The organism is Amycolatopsis sp. (genome assembly GCF_035276945.1).
In the GTDB taxonomy this organism is placed as follows: Bacteria; Actinomycetota; Actinomycetes; order Mycobacteriales; family Pseudonocardiaceae; genus Amycolatopsis_E.
Genome location: NZ_DATELF010000031.1, coordinates 1 through 4,475, shown reverse-complemented (window position 1 = coordinate 4,475; position 4,475 = coordinate 1). Strand labels below are relative to the sequence as shown.

Sequence of the window (4,475 nt, the reverse complement as noted above, 5' to 3'; positions counted from 1 at the left end):
AAGAGGTTGTTCGCACCGTCCCGGGTGTCGCGGATACGGCTGTGGTGGGCAAGCCGCATGACGTACTCGGTGAAGTCCCCGTCGCTTATGTCGTACCGGGACCGGACGGTTTCGATCCCGCCCACGTACTCGCCACCTGCCACGAGAAGCTGTCACCCTTCAAGGTTCCCGAAGAGATCTACGAGATAGCCCGGATCCCGCGCACGGCGTCCGGGAAGATCACCCGGCACGTGCTGCTCGAGCTGCCCGCGCGGTTGCGCGCGATCGGCAGCGACGAGTACGAGTCGCTCCTGCGCATGGACTGGGTCCCCCGCCCGCTGCGGTTCGACCCGCCCGCGCTGACGGGTTCCTGGGCCGTGGCGGGGCCGGGAAGTGACGGGTTCGCGGCCGCCCTGCGGTCGGCCGCGTCGCCGGACCAGGCCGAGGCGAACGTGAGCGTGCACGCCTCCCCGGACGAGATCCGCGTGGCGGTCGCGTCGGGTGCGCCCGCGCCGGATGTGCTGGTGCTGCTCCCGCCCGCGGCGGCTGAGAACGGGGACGTCGCGGAGGCGGTGGGCGCCTGCGTGCGGGCGTTGTCCGCCGAGGTGGACGCTTTGCTTGCCGACGAACGGTTGCCCACGTCGGTGGTCGTGCTGGTGACCCGTGGCGTGGTGGTCACGAGCGAGCAGGACGACGTGCGCGAGCTGCGGCACGCTCCACTGTGGGGAGTGCTGCGCTCGGCGCAGGCCGAGCATCCCGGCCGCGTCCGGCTCGTGGATGCCGACGCGCCCGCGGGCGACGATTTCCAGTGGTGGGCCGGAGCCCTGATCACGGCGGTGACCGGCGGAGAGGCCCAGTCGGCCGTCCGCGGCGGTGTCGTGCTGGTGCCCCGGCTGGCCCGCGTCTCGGTGCCGACCGAGCCCGAACGGGAGCTCGTCGTCGATCCGGCGGGCACCGTGCTGGTCACGGGCGCGGACGGGGTGCGCGGTGCGGCGATCGCGCGCCACCTCGCGACCGCCTACGGCGTCCGGCACCTGCTCCTGCTCAGCGCCGACGGCTGGCCGGACGAGACGGCGGCCGAGCTGGTGGCGCAGTTCGCCGCCGTGGGCACCGAGATCACGCTGCGGACCGGTGCGGCGGCCGACCGTGCGACGCTCGCGGCCTTGCTGGGCAAGCGGAAACGACTTGTCACCGGCGTCGTGCACGCCGAGGAACCGAGCAGCCGGTACCCGGTGGAATCCGTGGTCCGCGGCACCGTCAACCTCCACGAGCTCACCAGGTCGATCGCTCCGGAGCTGTTCGTCGTCGTCACGTCGGCGTGCGGACCGCTGGGCGGGGCCGGCCGCGCGGAGCAAGCCGCGACGGACGTTTTCGGTGAGGCTCTCGTGTTCCGGCGCCGTCGCCGCGGCCTGGCCGGAATGGCGCTGGCATGGGGCCCGCTGGCCGAGGAAGGCCCTTCGAGATTACCCGGTGCCGGTGTGATGTCCACTTCGGACGGACTCGTCATGCTCGACGCCGCGCTCGCCGCCGGCCACGGCTCGCTGTCCGTGCTGCGGGTCGACCCCACGAACGTCGCGCACCACGCTCCGGTGGTGCTGCACGACCTCATCGACCTGTCGCCGTACTGTGCCGGTAGATACCAATCCGACCGAAAGTGACGGCGATCGGTCAGACGTAGGCCGGCCGCCGGTTGGCATGGTCGGCCCACTTTCGGTCTCCTTGGTAAAACCAGTCCGCCGGCGGAGAACTCCGCGTGATGCCACCGCAGAGGGAGAGAAGTGCCGATGCCTACGCCGCCCGCTGATCAGGAATCGGAGCGGGACGCCATCGCGGACGTGCTCATCGTGGGCTACGGCCCGGTGGGGCAACTGCTGGCGGTCCTGCTCGCGCGGCACGGCTGGCAGGTGATCGTGCTGGAACGCTGGCCGCAGCCCTTCTCCCTGCCGCGAGCGGTGGGGTTCGACAGCGAGGCCGGGCGGATCCTCGCTGCGGCCGGGATCGGGGACGCGTTCGCCGATTTCGGTGAGCCGTCACGGGAATACGCGTGGCGCAATGCCCGCGGGGAGACGCTGATCGAGTTCGACGTGGCCGAGCGGGGTCACTGCTCCTGGCCGGATTCGACCTCGTTCTACCAGCCCGCGCTGGAGGCCGAGCTGATCGCCCGTGGCGCGGGCATGCCGAACCTGCGGGTGCTGCGCGGCCACACGGTGGTGGACTCGATCGACGACCACGAGGGTGTGGCGCTGATCGCCGACACACCCGAGGGCACCCGCCGGACGTTTCGCGGGAGCTGGGTGATCGGGTGCGACGGGGCCAACAGCTTCGTCCGGGACCGCATCGGCACTACGACCACCGACCTCGGCTTCGCGCGCGACTGGCTCATCTGCGACGTCACCTTGCGCGAGTCCCGCGAGTTCAAGCCGAACAACCTGCAGATCTGCGATCCGGCCCGGCCGCGCACGGCGGTCTCCGCCGGTCCGGGGCACCGGCGCTGGGAGTTCATGCGCCTGCCGGGCGAGCAGGTGAGCGACTTCGGCAAGGTCGAGAACGCCTGGCGCCTGCTTGGCCTCGTCGACGTCACCCCCGAGAACGCGCAGCTGGACCGGCACGCCGTCTACACCTTCCGCGCGAGCTGGACCGACAGCTGGCGCTCGGGTCGGATGCTCGTCGCGGGGGACGCGGCGCACGTCATGCCGCCGTTCGCGGGCCAGGGCATGTGCTCGGGCTTCCGGGACGCCGCGAACCTCGCGTGGAAACTCGATCTCGTGCTGGCGGGCCGGGCGGACGCCGCCGTGCTGGACACCTACGTCAGCGAGCGCCGGGCCCACGTGCAGCACGCGGTCTCGATGTCAGTCGAGCTCGGGAAGGTGGTGTGCGTGGTGAACCCGGCCGCGGCGGCCGATCGCGACGCGGCCATGCTGACCGCGCGCAGCAGGAATATCGAGCCCTCGGCGATGGAGCGGACGGCCGTGAAGTCCCTCGTGACCGGTTTCCTGCGGCACGACGCCGACGGTCGCCCGGCGAAGCACGCGGGCGACTCGACGCCGCAGGCCCGAGTGGCTCGGGACGGCCGGACGGGGCTCTTCGACGAGCTGGTCGGCCTGGGGTTCGTGCTGATCACCACGGCGGACGTGACCTCGCTGCTCGGTGAGCGCGAGCTGGAGTCGCTGGCCGCGACGGACACCACGCTCGTGCGGGTGAGGCCGGCAGGCACCGACCCCGGCGATCTCGCCGAACACGACGTCGTCGACGTCGACGGTGCCTACCTGCCGTACCTCGCCGGGATGGGCGCGGTGGCCGCGCTGGTGCGTCCCGACTTCTACCTCTTCGGTGTCGCGGCGGACGAGGCGGAGCTGCGGGACCTGGTGCGGGACGCGGCCGACCGGCTCGTCGCCGCGCCGGCGCTCAGTGGGCGGGCTGCGAGCCGGTTCCGCCAGCCGTGCGCTGATGGTTCCGTAAGGATCCGGCGTGGCGCCCGGAGGTGACCGGGTTCCCGCCGCCGATCCGGCGCGGGACCCGGCGCCATCCGGCCGGGCTCCTCCGGTCCGCGACGCCCGCCCATTTCTGCCCATCTCTGTCCACTGTAGACTATCGTGTTCGTCGCCTTGTTCTGCCCCGCCGGCCCTGCTGCCGGTGCCCGGCACGGGAACTTAGGGATGCCCCAGGGGGTGGCTAGGGGGTCCTCCGCTCGGATCGCCAGCGAAACTGGACTGGAGGCGGCCTCGCACCAGTGTGCCGCCGGAATGGTTCTGGCGTCTCGCTGACGCGCGGCGGGCCGGTGGCTCGTCGTCCGCGTCAGGATGTCTCACATCGGCCGAGGGATGTTGGTGGCATGCTGCGTACCGAGTTGATCCGTCCGCTGTCCGAGATGCTGCGCGCGCACGCGAGGGACATCGGGGACAAGACCGCTTGCTCCGACGCGCGTCGCACCGTGAGCTACGCCGAACTGGAGCAGCGGACCCGGCGCCTGGCCGGGCACCTCGCGGACCTGGGCCTGCGACGCGGTGACCGCGTGGCCATCTACCTCGGATACTGCGTCGAGACCATCGAGAGCTACTACGCCGTCACGAGGGCGAGTGCGGTCGGCGTGCCGCTGAACTCCCAGTCCACGGACGGCGAGCTGGACCACTTCATCGCCGACAGCGGCGCGACCGTGGTGATTACCGATCCCCAGCACCTCGACCAGGTCTGGCGGGCGCTGGTCGGCCGCTCCCCGCTGGCCGTCCTCGTGACCGGCGACGAGCCGCTGCCCGAGAACGCCCCGAAGGGCACGGTGTCGTTCGCCGAATTGTCCACAACGGACCCGAGTAGCCCGGCTCGTGACGATCTCGGCATGGATGAGCCGGCGTGGATGCTCTATACGTCGGGGACGACGGGTTTGTCGAAGGGTGTGGTGTCGTCGCAGCGGGGTTGTTTGTGGTCGGTGGCGGCGTGTTATGTGCCGGTGTTGGGTTTGGGTGTGGGGGATCGGGTGTTGTGGCCGTTGCCGTTGTTTC

General features: G+C 71.3%; 3 protein-coding genes. All 3 read left to right on the top strand.

Annotated elements, in window-relative coordinates; translation table 11 throughout:
* Nucleotides 1–1,637, top strand: a 1,637-nt coding sequence (locus tag VJT49_RS04150) for a KR domain-containing protein (protein ID WP_324163332.1), incomplete at its 5' end; no start/stop codon positions are given.
* A 126-nt stretch (nucleotides 1,638–1,763) separates the two neighbouring features.
* Nucleotides 1,764–3,464, top strand: a complete 1,701-nt coding sequence (locus tag VJT49_RS04145) for a bifunctional 3-(3-hydroxy-phenyl)propionate/3-hydroxycinnamic acid hydroxylase (protein WP_324163331.1) — start codon at nucleotides 1,764–1,766, stop codon at nucleotides 3,462–3,464.
* A 347-nt stretch (nucleotides 3,465–3,811) separates the two neighbouring features.
* The coding region (locus VJT49_RS04140; RefSeq protein WP_324163330.1) for an AMP-binding protein at nucleotides 3,812–4,475 on the top strand (664 nt) is incomplete at its 3' end.